Source organism: Bradyrhizobium iriomotense (genome assembly GCF_018130765.1).
Classification (GTDB): domain Bacteria; phylum Pseudomonadota; class Alphaproteobacteria; order Rhizobiales; family Xanthobacteraceae; genus Bradyrhizobium; species Bradyrhizobium iriomotense_A.
The window spans coordinates 48,873-63,166 of record NZ_JAFCJZ010000013.1; the positions used below are offsets into that span (position 1 = coordinate 48,873).

Below are 14,294 nucleotides of genomic sequence, written 5' to 3' on the forward strand. Positions count from 1 at the left end.
GCGATCAAGTCTTTTGGGGCGCGAGGCGCCACCCAGTTTCTGAATGTTTCATCCTGCCTGGAAAGGATCGGATGATGGAGACGCGGCATGGGGAACGTCATCAACCTGAATCGTTTCAGGAAGCGCGCCGAGCGGGAAGCTTCGGCGAAACAGGCGGACGCCAACCGGACGAAGTTCGGCCGCACCAAGGCGGAGCGGTCGGCGGAGGAGACGCGCGCGGACAAGGCGAAGGCGCACCTGGACCAGCATCAGATCGATCACGAGGATCAGTCATGAAGTCGCCCGTCGTGAAACGGTCGATCGTGGTCGCCGGCCACAAGACCAGCGTCAGCCTGGAAGAGGCGTTCTGGAACGGCATGAAGGAGATCTCGGGCCTGCGTAACATGACGCTGTCCGAACTCGTCGGCGAGATCGACGGCAACCGCCAGCAGGGCAACCTGTCCTCGGCGATCCGCCTGTTCGTGCTCGACTACTTCAAGAGCCGGGCCATGGCTGCCCAGCCGGACAAGGTCCCGGCGCAGTAGCCGCCGGGACGTGTTTTCGGCGCGACCACGGCGCCTGTACTTTAAAATCACTCTAAGGTGCAGTTTCAGCCGCCGAGTGCGCTTGACCTCGATGCCCTGCGTTGAAAATACAGGGCATGACCGACCATGATGATACGCGCCCGCATATGCCGCTGGGTCTGGCCCTGCGCGGCTATACCGGCGTCATTCAGCACCTTTCCACCAAGGATACGGATTCGGCGCTTTCGGACATCGAGCTCGAGAGCCGCCTGATCGAGCTCGGCTTCGTCGAGGGGGCCCGGGTCGAGGTCCTGCACGAGGGGCTGGTCGGGCGCGACCCGATCGCGGTCAGGGTCGACAGCATCACGATCGCGGTCCGCCGGCGCGAAGCCATGGCCATCATCGTCGCCTGATAGCGACCGGAATTTTGCCCCCAGGCCTTTGATCCCATGGAAGCACCCCTGCTGCATCTCGCCCTGGTCGGCACGCCCAACAGCGGCAAGACCTCGCTGTTCAATGCCCTGACCGGCAGCCGGCAGAAGGTCGCGAACTATCCCGGCGTCACCGTCGAGCGCAAGGAAGGCTTCTTCGTCACCCCGCTCGGCCGCCAGGTCTCCGTGGTCGACCTGCCCGGCACCTATTCGCTGCGCGGCCGCAGCCCGGACGAGGAGATCACCCGCGACTTCGTGCTCGGCAAGGCCTCTGGCGAGATCGTGCCCGATCTCGTGCTGTGTGTGGCCGATAGCACCAATCTGCGCCTGACCATCCGCCTGCTGCTTGAGCTGAAGCGCACCGGCCGGCCGATGATCCTCGTGCTCAACATGTTCGATATCGCCGCCCGCCGCGGCATCACTGTCGACGTCGAGCGGCTCGCCAAGGAGCTCGGCGTGCCCGTGGTGACCTCGATCGCGGTGCGCAAGGGCGGCACGGCCGACCTGCTGGCGCTGACCGACGAGATTTCCGCAAAGCTTGCCACTGAACCGCAGGAGAACAGCTGGCGCGCGCTCAGCGTCTCCGAGCTGCGCGCCACCCAGCGCGAGGCCGACCGCATCATCGCCGACTGTGTCAGCCTGCCTGCTAGGCCCGACACCTGGACCGCGCGGATCGACGCCGTGGTGCTGCATCCCGTGGGCGGCCTGATCGTGCTGGCGCTGATCCTGTTCGTGATGTTCCAGGCGGTGTTCGCCTGGGCGCAGCCGGCGATGGACCTGCTCAAGTCAGGCTTCGACGCACTCGGCGAGCTCGTGAAAGCCACCCTGCCCGACGGCCTGCTGCAGAGCTTCCTTCAGGACGGCGTGATCTCCGGCGTCGGCAGCGTGATCGTGTTCCTGCCGCAGATCATCCTCATCTTCCTGTTCATCCTGCTGCTGGAAGATTTCGGCTACATGGCGCGCGCCGCGTTCCTGATGGATCGCATCATGGGCGGCGCCGGCCTGCACGGCCGTGCCTTCATTCCGCTCTTGTCGAGCTTTGCCTGCGCCATTCCCGGCATCATGGCGACGCGCGTGATCGACAACAAGCGCGACCGGCTGACCACGATCCTGATCGCGCCGCTGATGACCTGCTCGGCGCGCATCCCGGTCTACACGCTGATCATCTCGGCCTTCATCCCTGCGAAGGACGTCTGGGGCTTCATCAACCTGCAGGGCCTCGTGATGTTCGGCCTCTACGCCACCGGCATCGCCAGCGCGCTTGCCGTCTCGTTCGTGATCAAGTTCTTCATGATCCGGGACTATGCGCCGGCGCCGTTCATGCTGGAGCTGCCGGACTACAAGATGCCCAGGCTGAAATCGATCGCGATCGGCATCTACACCCGCGCCAAGATGTTTTTGCAGCGCGCGGGCACCACGATCTTCTCGATGATGGTGCTGATCTGGTTCCTGGCCTCGTTCCCGCAGCCGCCGGCCGGCAGCACCGAGCCAGCGATCGACTTCAGCCTCGCCGCCATCATCGGCAAGGCGCTCGAGCCGCTGCTCGCCCCTGTCGGCTTCAACTGGCAGATCGCGGTGGCGCTGATCCCGGGCATGGCGGCCCGCGAGGTCGCGGTCGCCGCGCTCGGCACCGTCTACGCCATCGAAGGCGGCAAGGAAGCCGCCGAGCAGATCGGCCAGGTGCTGGCGACGAAATGGTCGCTCGCCACCGCGCTGTCGATGCTGGCCTGGTACATCTTCGCTCCCCAATGCGCCTCGACGCTCGCCGTGATCCGGCGCGAGACCGGAAGCTGGGGGTGGATGGCGGCAACCTTCACCTACATGCTGGTGCTGGCCTATGCGGCGAGCCTCGTGACGTACAACGTCGCGGTGGCGCTGGGCGCGGGCTAGCAGCCCTTCCAAACCAAAACAGCGAAAACAACCCCATGCACAGTAGGCGGGGGTTGTGAAATCAATGACTTACGCGAGCACCAAAATCATCCGGCCGTAGCCCGGATGGAACGTCGCGAAATCCGGGCGACGCGTGCCCCAGTTGCGCCGTCGGGCAAAACACTGGCATGATGGCATCATCGACCTGCGTTCGCATCTCCGCGGACCAGTCAACCGCGCCTGGCCTTGCGGCCCCGCCCACCCGCGTTCGCCGGCACGCTTTTTCCATACTTCGTCCACCACGCCGTCAGGGCCTCCATCGTCGGGCCGAGCCCACGCGCCTTTTCGGTGATCTCGTATTCGACACGTAGCGGCACTTCCGCGAACACGGTGCGCAACACCAGGCCGTCCGCCTCGAGCTCGCGCAGCTGCGCGGTCAGCATGTGCTGCGTGATGCCGGGGATCGCCTTGCGCAGCTCGCCGAAGCGGTAGATCCGCTGGTTGAGCAGCCACATGATCTCGAGCTTCCACTTGCCGGAGAGCAACGCGAAGGCGCGCCGCATCTCCTCGTGCATGTTGAGCGCCTTATCGGCCATGGTCTGGTTTTCCATACTTAGCGCGGATTATTCATCCTACTTGCGAAATACGGTCTTGCTTAGCATTTTCGATGCGTGATGCAGACGCGCCGATGCAGGCTGCGCATCCACACACGAAACCAACGAGACGAAGGAGAGATTGCCGCGTTCAGTGGCGATCAACGAGACCTCATGGCTGCAATCTACACCTACTGGATCAGCACGGCGCTGTTGTGCCTGCTCTACCTGACCTCTGCCTACATGTACCTCACCAGGGGAGACTGGGTCCGGCAGGCCCTCGCCGAACTCGGCTATCCCGCCTATCTCGTGCCGGTCATGATCGTCGTGAAAGTGCTGGGCCCTGCGGTGATCCTGTTGCGCGTCAGCGTCGCGCTCAGCGATCTCGCCTATGCCGGCATCTTCTTTCACCTGCTGCTGGCGGCCCTTGCCTATCTCGGCGTCAGGAAGCCCGGCGGTGCAGTGCCTGCGTTGGTGGGCCTCGTGCTGCTAGCCGCCTCGTTCGTCACCCAGAACGCCGCGCGGGAGATCCCCTCGCCTTACGCGCAAACGGCGATACTTGTGATCTCGTAGCCCCGGGTGGAACCAGCGGATCCCGCGATCCATCCGGAATTGCGCTCCATTGATTTCAGTCAATGGTCCACCTCATCGGCATGGCACGTTTTCTCGTCGTCCTGCAAAGGGAGAGAGCACATGACTGGACGTGCCAAGCTGCTTGGACTGTTCGTAACTGCCGCGCTGTTCGCGGCAGCGCCCCTGTCGTTCCGCTACTCGCCGGTGGATGCGCTGACCGTGTCCACCGACACAGCCGAGGCCCGCGTCGGGCGTCCCCTTACGCCCGGAAGCGTTGCCGGCGTCAACCGCCGGGTCCATCGGCGGGCGTATTACGGTGCGGCAGCGGCGGGAGCCGCAGCCTATGGAGCCTATGGGGCCTATGGCTATCGCCGGGCTTGCGGATATTACCCCTACCCGCCTTGCTATTGAGGGGCGCGATCGCATCCTCGCGTTTTCCCTGGCCTCACAAAAAAAGGCCCCGGTTGATGCCGGGGCCTGGCTTCACTGTAAGGACGTTGGTTCAATAGCGCGCCGCGACCGGCGCACCGTAGCCGCCGAAGCGGTAGTTCACCCGAAGCGTGACCATGTCGATGTCCTGGCTGACCCCGCTGCCCGTGAGGGTGAATCCACCGGGCGTGACTACGCCGGCTCCGAAGGTGGTGTTGTCACGCCCCATCCAGAGATGGTCGTATTCGATGCCGACCGACCAGTTCGGCGTGAATCCATATTCCCAGCCGACACCCAGCGCACCGCCCCAGCGCGTGTGACCTGCCGAGGCGAGACCGACGCCGGTGACATTGTTGAAGATGTCAAAGCGATTGCGCGTCACGGCAGCGCCGCCCTTCACGTAGAGCAGCGAGGCGTTCCAGGCCCAACCGAGTTGGGCCGTGAACAGCCCGATGGCATCCGTCTTGCCCGTGGTCGAGATCAGCGGATCGATCAGGGTGACGCGCGTGTTCTTGATCTCGGCCCAATCGCCCTGGGCTTCCAGGCCGACCACAAACTGATTGATCTGCCAGCGGTACCCAATCTGTCCGCCAACCAGGCCTCCAGAGCGATTAGCGCAACCACTTGCGAGTGTCCCTGCGGGCGTCAGAAAATCCACGCAGCCATGGCTCTGCCCCCAGCCTCCATTGGCGCCGATGTAAAATCCGGTCCAATTGTAAACCGCCACCACCGGCGCCGGCGGCGGCGCTGCCTTGACAGCCATATCGGCAGCCATGGCCGGAGCCGCCATGCTCAGTGCCGCGAAACCGATCGCAGCGATCGAAAGCTTCTTCATTGTCTCGTCCCCTTTTTGCTCAAATTTCTTCCTTCAGAATGCGAGCCCTTATGCAGGCTGGCGTGCATAAGTGCTGCGAACATCCTGAAGTTTACGCGTGAGGGGATTCCTGGCCCGTACCAAAATGGCAACACTCAAGCGCCATCGCTATGCACGGCAAAGTGCTTAGTCGTCACTTGAAGCGTCGGGTGCCGCGGCGCCGTCCTGTTCGTCGGCAAGCCACGCGCTGATGCCGGAGGACGGGATCAGCCGCTTCGGAAGGTGGGGGTTGATCGTGCCTGCAAAGACGGAAAGCCCCTCCTCACGCCTGGCGCGCGCAAACAGCTTCGCCTCATGCTCGGTCGCAAAGGTCCTCGTCTCACGCGGACTTCGTTGTCTCGGCAGAATGCCTCGCTGCCGCACTTCGAAAGTGACGTACCAGGTCGGAATCATTGCGCACACCAACATGTCACTTGCCCCTGAAGTCGCCTTTTGGTGTGGCCATGATCCGCGTGCTTGATTCAGATCAAGCGCGGCTGCGCGCAATTCTCGGACGGAGCTATCCATCGTACGATGGGTAGAGCGAAGCGAACCCCATCGCGCCTCGACACGCTCCGAAGCAATGATGGGTTTCGCAAGAGCTCTACCCATCCCACGGATTTCTATTTCGGTTTGGCGCTGACGCGCTGAGCCTGGCGCTGGGCTGCGATCAATTCCGTCTTGATCCTGTCCTGCTCCCCGGCGGGGATCAAAGGCTCATCGCGTTGAGGCGGCAGATCATGGACTGGAATATAGTCATGCACGGTGCTTGAACCGCGCTGCCGTTGCGCGGCGCGGCTGTCAGCGACATCGTCCCTGGCAAGCGTTGCACATCCGCCGAGCACGAACAGCATGAGCAGGACGGCATGGCGCGCCAACAAGGCGCAGAATTCGATACGCACGATTACGCAACCCGATGTGGTGGTGACGTCAGACCTCGGCAAAGAAGAGCAGATACAGGCAGCCCAGGACCGTCGGCAGGAACGCCAGCGCGATCCAAATCCAGAAATCGGCGTCGAAGATTGCCTCTGCATTGCCGCTCTCGTGACTCGCCGGCAGTTGCGACCGCTGCCAGGCTGCATCGGCCACGAAGAGCGGATGTCGGGAGTTGTTACCCATGCTTGTGTCCTGCGTCCTTCAGCCGGGGAAAAGTGACGTCACCGACAAGGCGATGAGCGTGATGAGGATGCGCCCGAGAGTCGCAAGCAGGATGGTCAGCAGAAAGCGCTTCATCGTGCGGCCGTTTGTCCTTCGTTGGCTGGCGTCGGCTGTGGCTTCGCGCCGGAGTCCGTCCATGACGGCGGCATACCAAGCTGCTGGCCGACGAAGCCGGTCACACCTGGAAATCTGCCGAATTGCTCGCAGGCGACGTATTTTGGCGCGCCGCCGAAACGTGGTCCCACGCTCTCGACCGGAGGCAATGCAGGCAATCCTCCGAAAGGAGACTCACCCGTCAGCACGAGCTTGGAAAAGTCTGCGCCAAAGTCTGACGCCAGGTCGTAGGCGTCGCCCTCGTTGGCGATACGCGGCGAACTGGTGATCGAATTGGCGCCGCGCGCCCAGACCATCGCCGCCTTCTGGAAGCCGGCGAAGTCTCGTGCTTCGGCCTCGACGGAAAGGCTGCCCAGGCCGACCGGCAATCGCGGCACCGGCACGGGCACGCCAGGCAACGCCACGGTCTTTGCAACCGCGGCTGCCTTCGAGGCCCCCGCCGCCGTCTCACCGGTCGGCGTCGCATGAGTCACCGTGGCTTGGATCGTCAGGTCGGCTTCGTCGTCGCTCGAGACGATGCGAAACTTCTCGCTCAGCCTGAGACAGAGCTCGCGGCTGATCGCATTCGCGACCAAGGCCCGCTCCTTCTCGTTGAGAGGCACCCCGGCCCGCGCCGGAAACATGGCGGGAGCGATCCGAACGGTCTTTGCAGCGAGCAAGTCCTTCTTGCTTGCCCGGATCTGCGCCTTGGTGATCAGGCCATCGGCCTCCGACAGGCGGTCGTAACTTCGAAGCGAGCCTGCGCGGTCCAGCGGGGCTGTCGCGCACCCCCCGACCGCCAGAGCCAGCGACGCCATCGCGGCCACGTCCGCCCAGCAAAAACGCGAAGAGATGCGCACCACAGGAACTCGCAACGATTATTAGACTTATCTCTCTAATAATGGATCCGGACGACCTGTCAAGAATAATAGAGTTACCTCTCTATTTTTGACGCCGCCGCGGTCAAATTGTGGTAAGCGAATGTCAGAATTGGAGACGCCGATCGTGCGAAAAGTGGACCCCGTCAAACACGAACAGAAGCGCCGGGACATCCTCGACGCGGCGTTTCGCTGCTTCATCAAGGACGGTTACCACGGGGCGAGCACGACGGACATCTGTGCCGCGGCAAAGATCAGCCCGGGCCACCTGTACCACTACTTTCCCAGCAAGGAGGCGATCGTCGAGGCGATGACCGATATCGGCCTCGCGCGCGCGGCGGAGGAATTCGGAAAGATATCGGCGGCGCCGGACTTCATCGAGGCCCTGATCAAGTATCTCGAACAAGGCAGCCTGCGCCATCGCACAGCCCAGGTCCTCAGCCTCGATGCATTGGCGGAAGCCGCCCGAAATCCCCACTTCGCCAGGATTGTCGAGAAGCACGCCAGCTCCTTGCGGAATCTGCTGGTCAATTTTGTCGGCCAGGCGCAGCGCGAAGGGCGGATCGATCCGGAGCTCGACCCGACAGCCACCGCCAACATTCTGCTCGCAATCATCGACGGCGTGCGTGCGATGCCGATCCGCTCGCCGACGTTGGACATCGAGCATAGTGTCGGCCATCTTCGAACCCTGCTGTCGCGCTTCCTGAAGCCGCCGAAAGAGGTGTCAGCGCACGTGCGCCGCGTCACCAGCAGCAGGAACGCGGCCCTGAACACAAACCGGAAGAAATAAGCGGCGACAACGCGATCAACGCAGGGCAACGATCCATTTCATGGACCACTTCAGCACAAGCAGATTGATCGCCGAAAGGCTGAACGAAAGTCACCTCGCCGATCTGGTCGCGCTGCATCTCGACGCCGACGTGTCTCGTTATCTCGGCGGGGTGCGCTCGGCGGAGGCGACGAAGACCTATCTCGACGTCAACATGGCCCATTGGGACCAGCACGGTTTTGGCCTCTGGGTGCTGCGAACGAAAGACGGCGCGTTCGCCGGGCGGGCGGGCATCAGGCACATCCTCGTGGATGGCGTGGACGAGATCGAGATTGCCTACGCGTTCACGCGCAGTGCCTGGAGACTGGGATTTGCCAGCGAGATCGCGAGTGCGATGACGCGCATCGGGCTGTCACAGCTCGCGCTGCCCTCGCTCATCGGCATCGTCCATGCCGACAATGGCGCATCCCGCCGCGTGCTGGAGAAATCGAATTACCTGCTCGAGCGGAGCACGAACCGCTACGGCAACGACGCCGTGATCTATCGTAATCGACCGTGAGGGAGCATCCTCGTAGTGTCCTCGTAGGATGGGTAGAGCGAAGCGAAACTCATCGCGCCTCGACACGCTCAGAAGTAATGATGGGTTTCGCAAGAGCTCTACTCATCCTACGGACCAGGACGCGTACCCATAAACTGTCAGCGATGTCTGCTTCGCTCCGACACCGACCGCCTCTGTGCAACCGCAGAAAATGTCGCGAAGGGCCATCAGCAGAAATCATCGTCCACAGGTGCCGCCATTGACCGAGGCTGTCAAAGGTAGGCCGTATACGAGCTGACCCAGACCAGGATCGACATGATCAAGCCGATGACGCCGGCGTTCTCTGCAAACACGGTGGCGGTTCCGGGCATTCCGAGCCTGAGCTTGGTGCGGTCGAAGTCCTTCGGGATGGAAATGGCCGCCGGATAGACTTTGACGCCGCTGATCGAGCCCACCTTTGCCAGCGTCCCCGAGACCTCAAGCTGGCCTTGTCCCACGCCCTGCGGGATGTGCGTAATCGTCCCGGCGTAGATACGACCGGGGTCGTCGTCGAACACGAGCTTGACCCGCGCGCCGGGCTTGATGGTCTTAAATCCGTTGGGCGAGAACATGCCGACGATGTAGATCTCGTCGGCGACGATGAACGACATCACCGAGCGCGCTTGCACCGCGCGGTCGCCGACGGTCAGGGGCATCACCGTCACGAGGCCGTCGCCAGGCGCACGGATGGTCGTCTGGTCGAGCTCCCACTTGGCATTGTCGAGTTGGGCCTGGATTTGAGCGACGGTCGTGTTGATGCCACCGATCTCCGAGTCCATGGCAAGCTGCGCGTTGAGCTGCGCGGCCTTGGCCGCCTGCAGCTGGAACTCTACCGTCTCGTACTGCACCTGCGTGTCCTGCAGGCGAAACTGGCTCTGCGCGCCCTCACTGGTCAGCTTGCCGTAGTCGTCAAGCCGACGCTTGTGAAAGGCGAGTTGCTTGGCAAGTCCCTCAGCATTTGCGGTCGCCTGCTCATAGTTGGCCGCAAGTTGCTTGACCTGCTGCCGCGCCTGGGCGAGCGACGCCTCGAGTTGGTTGACCTTGTACTGGTACGGCGCCGGATCGATGCGGAACAGGACGGCCCCGCTCTTCACAGGCTCGTTCGTCTTGATCGGTATCTCGATCACTTGGCCGGAAACATTGGGCGTGACTTCCAGGACGCGAGAAATGACGACGAAGCTCCCCGACGGGGTCAGGTAGTTGAACATCGCCAGGAACACGGCGAGGATGAACGCACCGATCAGGACCGCCACCGTACCGGAGCCCCAGCCCCACCGGACCAGCTTGAGCTTGGAGAATACGAGCCACACCAGGACGACGTAGAGCGTCAGGATGATAAGCATCTAAAGGCTCCTTAGGTAATCTCCATTCACTTCGTCGCGGCCATTGATCGACGGACTGACTTACCTCGGTGTCATACCGGTCCCGCCGCACACCAGCGGCGGGACCTATAAGCCGGCAGCTATTTGCCCTTCTATCAAACCCTCTTTATTCCGGGCGGCTGCCAGGTGCCTTCGCCCGCGGGCAGGACCGAGGGTGGTTCTGTCTTCGGCCAGTAGAGCCGCATCACCAGATAGATCGGGCCGTTCGGGGCCGGCAGCCAATTGGCTTCCTTGTCGGCGCCTGGAGATTTGTTCTGGATGTACAGCGTCAACGACCCGTCCGGATTCGTCTTCATGGCCGGCAGCATCGGTGAATTGATCAGATACCGGTTGATCGGATTCTCGATGAGCAACTGCGTCTTGCCGTCGTACATTGTGATGGACCAGAAGGCACTCACCGGCGGCTGCTGACCCGGTGCAAAGGTCAGCGTGTAATTGTGCTTGCCGCCATCGAGAGTCTGGCCATCGCTGTCGCTGCGCGTGAGCGGATATACCGCCTCCACGGCATCATTGCCGTAGATACCGGCCTTGGCGGCGACAGCGCGCTTCAGCCAGTCGCCATTGTAGTGCGCGCTATCGCCCGGCAACGAACTGATCCGCCAGCCGTTGACATCCTTGCCGACCGTCGCGACGGCCTCATCGATCTTGCGCTCACCTTCCTTCATGCCGAGACCGACTTCGAGCTTTTGTTCCAGCGGCAGGTCCTTGAAGTTGAAGGTCTTGCCCGGCCCGACGCCGATGGCGGCAAGCTTTGCGCGTATCTCCTTCTCGTTCTCTTGGGCGGGCGCGAACTGCAGCGCGAAGTCGAGGTATTCGAAGAAGTTCGTTTTCACGAGCTGCTTGTCGATCTTTGGGAAGTCGACGGTCGCCGCGGCAGTCGTGCCCGGTTGTTTCAGATAGGCGGAAAGCGTCTGTACCTTGTATCCATCCTGCACCTTCTTGACGTTGTCGAGATCATCCGGGTTGAAAAGCTGGGTGCGATAGCCAGCCACTGAAAACTGTGTGCTTGACCGGAACACCTTCTTGATCCCGGGTGGGGTCGCGCCCTTCCAATCCGGCCCCACCACCATGTAGTCGCCCGGTTCACTTCCCGTGGCACGGCTGCCGATATAGCCGTAGTTGTAGGTATTGCCGTCGCAGAGCATGACCGAATAGTAGCGCTTGGGGTCTACTGCCGGAACGGACAGGACGACCGGCTCCGCCCGCAGGTCCATCCACACGAACGAATAGGGCGTGTCGCTGTTCGGCGTGACAATGGCAGTGTCTTTGTAGGTGAATACGTTGGGTTCGTTCTTGATCTGATTGAATGGCGCCTTGAATTGCCCGGAATTGCGATCGACGGCGTACTCGTACATGACGGCGTAGTTCATCACGATCGGCAGGCCGTAGATGAAGCCGGCTTCGGCAATGTCCTTTGCCTTGAAGAAGCCCGGACGATCGGTGCTTGTCTGCGCATGTACTGGGACGGATTTTGCCGTCGAGGCGGTGATCGCGGCGAGGGCGGCGGAACGAAGAAGATCGCGCTTCGTCAGCATTTGAACGTCTCCTCTTGTAGTTGCTTCACGGGCCGCCCATCGCGGCGCGCCGGGGGCTTTCATCCCCCAACGCAAGCGTGGTGAGGTTCACGCGACCCCGTCCTTTTTCACCGGCGGAATCTTCCACGATCCGTTGATGATCGAGGGGTTCTTCTCGCTCGGCCAGTACAGCCGCATCATCAGCACAAAGTCGCCTGCCGGTGCCGGCAGCCAGTTCGATTCCTTGTCCTTCCCGGGCGATTCTTTCTGGATGTAGAGGTCGGTCGAGCCGTCAGGGTTGGATTTCAGATTCTGCCGCGCGCTGATCGAATAGCGGTTGATCGGGTTCGCGACGAAGAAATAGTCGGCGTCATACATCGTCACCGACCAGAAACCCTGCGCCGGCGGCAACTGTCCCTTGGGAAAGCGGATGACATATCTGTTGGTGCCGTTGTACTTTCGGCCTTCCGCATCCTTCGTCGAAGTCGGATAGACGGCATCCTGCGGCCGGTTTGCACCGAGCCCGATGGCCGTGACGAACGCCCGCATCAGATAGTCGGTGCCGTAGATGCCTGTTTTGGTCGTGAATCCCCAGCCGTTCTCATCCTTCACGTCCTTGTTGATCTTGAACTGGAGCATGATCCGGTCGAACCCGATTTCCGGTACGTGTTTGACGAAATCTGCTTTGAGCTTGCTTGCATCGAAATCCTGTCCCGGCACGATGCCGATCCTGGCGAACCTGGCGAGCTGAGGCGCATCCGCAGCCGCCGGCGGGTTGTCCTTCATCAGCTTGCAAAGCAGCGTGAAATAGGCCGTCGTGTCCATGCGGTTGACCTGTTCGCGCACTGCCGTCTTCATGTCTTGGGACGGATCGACCGTGCCCGGCGGCGGCGTGTAGGGCTTGCCGTAGGCACTCAGCGGCACGAGTTTGACGTCGTCCTGCAACTTGTGCACTTCGGCGTAGTCCTCCGGCGTACCGGTGCAGTAGATGCGGCCGAGCAGCCACACGATGCTGGTGGGCGACTTGTACTCCTTGACACCGGCCGGCAGTGTGCCTTTCCAGCCGGGTCCGGTGATGGCGTAGGTCTGCGCGGCGGTGCCGGTGGTTCGCTTGCCAGGCACCTGGAATACCGTGGTCCAGCCGTCCAGCATCGGAAAGAGTGCATAGCGGCCTTTCATGTCGGGGAGGCTGAGCACCCACGGCTCCTTGCCGACGTCGAAGAAGGCGGTGGTGTAAAGCGTGTCAGCATTCGGCGCAGTCACGTCCCGGAAGGACGCATTTGGATACTCGCGCAGCTTGATGATCTGCCCCATCGGCGCCTTTGTCCCCTCCGGTGCCGCGACGTTGGTGATGACCCTGCGCGTCATCTCCATCGTTACCAGCGGATAGCCGTAGATGTAGGCATCAGTGGCGAGCGCGAAATCCTCAAGTCCCTCGCCGATGCCGAGAAGTTCACCAAGCTCGGCGCGAGTTGGTGCGCTCATCGAGGTGCCGGCGAGCAGGCTCATGCTGCCAATCATGACGTTGCGACGGGTGATGCTCATGGGATGGCCTCCCTTGGGATTCGATATCGAAAACCTGTTATCGCTTTTCATTGACAGGGCCCGCGTGTCGCCCTCTCACTCGCCTCAATAGCAAGGTGGATAAGGGTAATAGCCGCAGGCGGGGCGGCCGTAGCCGTACGCATAGGGCGCTGCGTATGCCGCCGCTCCCACGGCGCCGGCATACATCGCACCGCGAAACGCGGAGCGACGCGCTACGCCCGCAAACGACAGCGGCGTGAACGGGCGGCCGATGATGTCGATAAAGAGGGCAGCCCCGCCATCCGCGCCGGCGAGATCACCTTCGAGGATCTGAACATTGAAGGTCAGCTTGTCGCCCTCGAGCTTCGGATTCTTCAGCACCACGACGGCGTCTTTCACCGAGCCTTCCTTGCCGAGGACGGAGACGGTGGCATTCGGAGGATTCTTGGCAAAGCTGTCATCACCCGATCCCCATTCCGCGATGACGTCAGCGGTCGGCTGGTGGCCTGCCGCTCTGACCGGCCGATCGGCAAATATGATGGCGCTCGGTGTCACGCCGGTCAGCGTCAGGGTATCGCCCTGCAGCGTCGCGCCGTGGGAGTTCAACACGAACAGGGAGGGCACGATGTCTGGCTTGGCTGCGGCCGCGGGCGTGCCGATTGTTTTCATCGACGGCGCTGGCGGAGCGGTTTGCGCCACAGCCGCTTCCGCGCCCAGCACTATGGTTGCTGCCAGCAGCCCCGCGATCTGAACCAGTTTTAAGCTTCTCGTCATGTCAGCGTCTCCTGTCGGGAGTTCGGCTAAGCCTTTTCGAAATCTGCTTGCGGAAGGTCACGCGTTCGTCCGCACCGGTCTAAAAGCAATTCTCCCCTGGCGCGCGCGAAGTTGCGCCCAACGTGGGGCTGCGGGCGCAGTTTGTGCTGTCGCCCATCCGGCGCGCAGAGCAGCCCGGCAACAGTCAAGGTGAAGCAAGTTGCATGCTGTCGCATATGGCATCGCTCCATGAATGGGTGTGAGCAATACGTATTGGGTTCAGAGATTGGTGTCGAAAAGCCGTTGCACGCGCCGGATGGGTGAACTTAATGCTTGGTATCAGACGCTCCCTGCTCGCGACGAGATCGAGCCCATTCCGTGTTCAGGTGTAGGAG

At 62.1% G+C, this 14,294-nt stretch carries 18 protein-coding genes; 8 read left to right on the forward strand and 10 right to left on the reverse strand.

The annotated features are described in order from the left end of the window. Positions 1 to 87 precede the first annotated feature (87 nt). From JQ635_RS22120 to feoB, 4 genes are all read left to right on the forward strand, one after another. On the forward strand, positions 88 to 276 hold the full coding sequence (locus JQ635_RS22120) for a DUF4169 family protein (protein WP_211411889.1): 189 nt from the start codon (positions 88 to 90) through the stop codon (positions 274 to 276). Continuing rightward, positions 273 to 524, forward strand: coding sequence for a ribbon-helix-helix domain-containing protein (locus JQ635_RS22125; protein WP_018640860.1), 252 nt, complete (start codon positions 273 to 275; stop codon positions 522 to 524). Before JQ635_RS22120 ends, JQ635_RS22125 begins: the two co-directional genes overlap by 4 nt. A 116-nt stretch (positions 525 to 640) precedes the next feature. Beyond that, positions 641 to 916 carry a FeoA family protein gene (locus tag JQ635_RS22130; RefSeq protein ID WP_183241853.1) on the forward strand — a complete coding sequence of 92 codons (276 nt, stop codon included), beginning with the start codon at positions 641 to 643 and terminating at the stop codon, positions 914 to 916. 36 nt (positions 917 to 952) lie between these two features. Next, the gene (gene feoB / locus JQ635_RS22135) at positions 953 to 2,824 is read left to right on the forward strand and encodes a ferrous iron transporter B (protein ID WP_211411890.1); all 1,872 of its coding nucleotides are present in this window, start codon (positions 953 to 955) and stop codon (positions 2,822 to 2,824) included. 209 nt (positions 2,825 to 3,033) lie between these two features. Here the strand turns inward: feoB and JQ635_RS22140 are convergent, their stop codons facing one another. Continuing rightward, a complete protein-coding gene (locus JQ635_RS22140; protein ID WP_211411891.1) occupies positions 3,034 to 3,414 on the reverse strand; it encodes a winged helix-turn-helix transcriptional regulator in 381 nt (126 codons plus the stop codon). Between the two features lie 156 nt (positions 3,415 to 3,570). Between JQ635_RS22140 and JQ635_RS22145 the strand changes: the two genes are divergently transcribed. After that, on the forward strand, positions 3,571 to 3,969 hold the full coding sequence (locus JQ635_RS22145) for a DoxX family protein (protein ID WP_211411892.1): 399 nt from the start codon (positions 3,571 to 3,573) through the stop codon (positions 3,967 to 3,969). 120 nt (positions 3,970 to 4,089) lie between these two features. Beyond that, on the forward strand, positions 4,090 to 4,380 hold the full coding sequence (locus tag JQ635_RS22150) for a hypothetical protein (protein ID WP_211411893.1): 291 nt from the start codon (positions 4,090 to 4,092) through the stop codon (positions 4,378 to 4,380). 91 nt (positions 4,381 to 4,471) lie between these two features. Here the strand turns inward: JQ635_RS22150 and JQ635_RS22155 are convergent, their stop codons facing one another. The 5 genes from JQ635_RS22155 to JQ635_RS22175 form a co-directional block, all read right to left on the reverse strand. Next, a complete protein-coding gene (locus JQ635_RS22155; RefSeq protein WP_211411894.1) occupies positions 4,472 to 5,233 on the reverse strand; it encodes an outer membrane protein in 762 nt (253 codons plus the stop codon). A gap of 165 nt (positions 5,234 to 5,398) precedes the next feature. Then, a complete protein-coding gene (locus JQ635_RS22160; RefSeq protein ID WP_211411895.1) occupies positions 5,399 to 5,665 on the reverse strand; it encodes a hypothetical protein in 267 nt (88 codons plus the stop codon). A gap of 209 nt (positions 5,666 to 5,874) precedes the next feature. Next, complete coding sequence (locus JQ635_RS22165; RefSeq protein WP_211411896.1) at positions 5,875 to 6,153, reverse strand: hypothetical protein; 279 nt, start codon at positions 6,151 to 6,153, stop codon at positions 5,875 to 5,877. A gap of 28 nt (positions 6,154 to 6,181) precedes the next feature. After that, positions 6,182 to 6,370 carry a hypothetical protein gene (locus JQ635_RS22170; protein ID WP_211411897.1) on the reverse strand — a complete coding sequence of 63 codons (189 nt, stop codon included), beginning with the start codon at positions 6,368 to 6,370 and terminating at the stop codon, positions 6,182 to 6,184. A 110-nt stretch (positions 6,371 to 6,480) separates the two neighbouring features. After that, entirely contained in the window at positions 6,481 to 7,320 is an 840-nt protein-coding gene (locus tag JQ635_RS22175) for a DUF3313 domain-containing protein (RefSeq protein WP_211412076.1), read from the reverse strand. A gap of 163 nt (positions 7,321 to 7,483) precedes the next feature. On the opposite strand from JQ635_RS22175, the gene JQ635_RS22180 reads away from it, so the two are divergent. After that, positions 7,484 to 8,170 (forward strand): TetR/AcrR family transcriptional regulator, encoded by a 687-nt coding sequence (locus JQ635_RS22180; protein ID WP_433996572.1) that lies wholly within the window; start codon positions 7,484 to 7,486, stop codon positions 8,168 to 8,170. 40 nt (positions 8,171 to 8,210) lie between these two features. Then, positions 8,211 to 8,708, forward strand: a complete 498-nt coding sequence (locus tag JQ635_RS22185) for a GNAT family N-acetyltransferase (protein ID WP_211411898.1) — start codon at positions 8,211 to 8,213, stop codon at positions 8,706 to 8,708. A gap of 251 nt (positions 8,709 to 8,959) precedes the next feature. Here JQ635_RS22185 and JQ635_RS22190 read toward each other — a convergent pair whose 3' ends face one another. The 4 genes from JQ635_RS22190 to JQ635_RS22205 all read right to left on the reverse strand — a co-directional run bounded on the left by JQ635_RS22190 (position 8,960) and on the right by JQ635_RS22205 (position 13,920). Next, positions 8,960 to 10,069 carry an HlyD family secretion protein gene (locus tag JQ635_RS22190; protein ID WP_211411899.1) on the reverse strand — a complete coding sequence of 370 codons (1,110 nt, stop codon included), beginning with the start codon at positions 10,067 to 10,069 and terminating at the stop codon, positions 8,960 to 8,962. A 134-nt stretch (positions 10,070 to 10,203) separates the two neighbouring features. Continuing rightward, entirely contained in the window at positions 10,204 to 11,643 is a 1,440-nt protein-coding gene (locus tag JQ635_RS22195) for a DUF1254 domain-containing protein (RefSeq protein ID WP_211411900.1), read from the reverse strand. Between the two features lie 87 nt (positions 11,644 to 11,730). Then, positions 11,731 to 13,167, reverse strand: coding sequence for a DUF1254 domain-containing protein (locus tag JQ635_RS22200; protein WP_211411901.1), 1,437 nt, complete (start codon positions 13,165 to 13,167; stop codon positions 11,731 to 11,733). 84 nt (positions 13,168 to 13,251) lie between these two features. Beyond that, entirely contained in the window at positions 13,252 to 13,920 is a 669-nt protein-coding gene (locus JQ635_RS22205) for a hypothetical protein (protein ID WP_211411902.1), read from the reverse strand. Positions 13,921 to 14,294 lie beyond the last annotated feature (374 nt).

Excerpts from the sequence above, each read along its gene's own strand:
- JQ635_RS22150 (WP_211411893.1), top strand. The coding sequence starts at position 4,090 with ATGACTGGACGTGCCAAGCTGCTTGGACTGTTCGTAACTGCCGCGCTG.
- JQ635_RS22125 (WP_018640860.1), top strand. The coding sequence starts at position 273 with ATGAAGTCGCCCGTCGTGAAACGGTCGATCGTGGTCGCCGGCCACAAG.
- JQ635_RS22160 (WP_211411895.1), bottom strand. The coding sequence starts at position 5,665 with ATGATTCCGACCTGGTACGTCACTTTCGAAGTGCGGCAGCGAGGCATT.
- JQ635_RS22185 (WP_211411898.1), top strand. The coding sequence starts at position 8,211 with ATGGACCACTTCAGCACAAGCAGATTGATCGCCGAAAGGCTGAACGAA.
- JQ635_RS22120 (WP_211411889.1), top strand. The coding sequence starts at position 88 with ATGGGGAACGTCATCAACCTGAATCGTTTCAGGAAGCGCGCCGAGCGG.
- feoB (WP_211411890.1), top strand. The coding sequence starts at position 953 with ATGGAAGCACCCCTGCTGCATCTCGCCCTGGTCGGCACGCCCAACAGC.
- JQ635_RS22190 (WP_211411899.1), bottom strand. The coding sequence starts at position 10,069 with ATGCTTATCATCCTGACGCTCTACGTCGTCCTGGTGTGGCTCGTATTC.
- JQ635_RS22180 (WP_433996572.1), top strand. The coding sequence starts at position 7,484 with ATGTCAGAATTGGAGACGCCGATCGTGCGAAAAGTGGACCCCGTCAAA.
- JQ635_RS22130 (WP_183241853.1), top strand. The coding sequence starts at position 641 with ATGACCGACCATGATGATACGCGCCCGCATATGCCGCTGGGTCTGGCC.
- JQ635_RS22205 (WP_211411902.1), bottom strand. The coding sequence starts at position 13,920 with ATGACGAGAAGCTTAAAACTGGTTCAGATCGCGGGGCTGCTGGCAGCA.
- JQ635_RS22195 (WP_211411900.1), bottom strand. The coding sequence starts at position 11,643 with ATGCTGACGAAGCGCGATCTTCTTCGTTCCGCCGCCCTCGCCGCGATC.
- JQ635_RS22145 (WP_211411892.1), top strand. The coding sequence starts at position 3,571 with ATGGCTGCAATCTACACCTACTGGATCAGCACGGCGCTGTTGTGCCTG.
- JQ635_RS22140 (WP_211411891.1), bottom strand. The coding sequence starts at position 3,414 with ATGGAAAACCAGACCATGGCCGATAAGGCGCTCAACATGCACGAGGAG.
- JQ635_RS22155 (WP_211411894.1), bottom strand. The coding sequence starts at position 5,233 with ATGAAGAAGCTTTCGATCGCTGCGATCGGTTTCGCGGCACTGAGCATG.
- JQ635_RS22175 (WP_211412076.1), bottom strand. The coding sequence starts at position 7,320 with ATGGCGTCGCTGGCTCTGGCGGTCGGGGGGTGCGCGACAGCCCCGCTG.
- JQ635_RS22170 (WP_211411897.1), bottom strand. The coding sequence starts at position 6,370 with ATGGGTAACAACTCCCGACATCCGCTCTTCGTGGCCGATGCAGCCTGG.
- JQ635_RS22200 (WP_211411901.1), bottom strand. The coding sequence starts at position 13,167 with ATGAGCATCACCCGTCGCAACGTCATGATTGGCAGCATGAGCCTGCTC.